Origin of the sequence: Actinoplanes oryzae, assembly GCF_030757795.1 — a bacterium.
GTDB lineage: Bacteria > Actinomycetota > Actinomycetes > Mycobacteriales > Micromonosporaceae > Actinoplanes.
On record NZ_JAUQWH010000360.1, the window covers coordinates 1 to 616 of the forward strand.

At 70.1% G+C, this 616-nt stretch carries 1 protein-coding gene and 1 pseudogene; both read left to right on the forward strand.

Translation table 11 applies throughout. From position 1 onward, the window contains the following. Positions 1-91: sigma factor-like helix-turn-helix DNA-binding protein (locus RBH18_RS43925; RefSeq protein ID WP_306216455.1), on the forward strand; the 91-nt coding region annotated here is incomplete at its 5' end. Between the two features lie 202 nt (positions 92-293). After that, positions 294-616: pseudogene (locus tag RBH18_RS43930) on the forward strand (ergothioneine biosynthesis glutamate--cysteine ligase EgtA); the annotation flags it as partial.

Here is a 616-nt window from a genome sequence, read left to right on the forward strand (position 1 = left end):
CCAGATCGGCATCAGCCAGATGCACGTCAGCCGCCTGCTCACCAAGGCGCTGACCAAGCTGCGCTCGCAGCTGGCCACCGACAGCATCTGATCCTCGCGCTGCACCCACGAAGGCCGGTCCTGCGGACCGGCCTTCGCCATGTCCAGTGGCACAGGTCACTATGCCCACGTCGGTGCAGGTCGTCAGCGTTTTGTCCCCCGGGGGCCATCGGCATGACGCGCGTTCTTGTCTCACCCCGGCCATAGTCTGGGCTACGTGATTGCGGGTTCCCTTCCTTAAGGAGACTGCCCCGATGACGACGCTCGACCGCGATGCCGCGGCCACCAGCCGCGTGCTGCGTGACCAGGAGGAAGTGGAGGCGCGCATCCGCGCCATCTGCTTCAAGACCGGCCCACCGACCCGCCTCGGCGCCGAGCTGGAGTGGACAGTTCACCCGGCGGCCGATCCCCGGGCTCCCCTACGACCCTCGTCCCTGCGACAAGCCCTCGGCCCGCACGCCCCGCGGACCCTGGATCCCCACAGTCCCGAGCTCCCCCTGCCGGCGCACGGCACGGTGACCTGCGAGCCCGGCGGGCAGGTCGAGATCTCCTCGGCCCCGGCCCCTTCCCTCGCCGC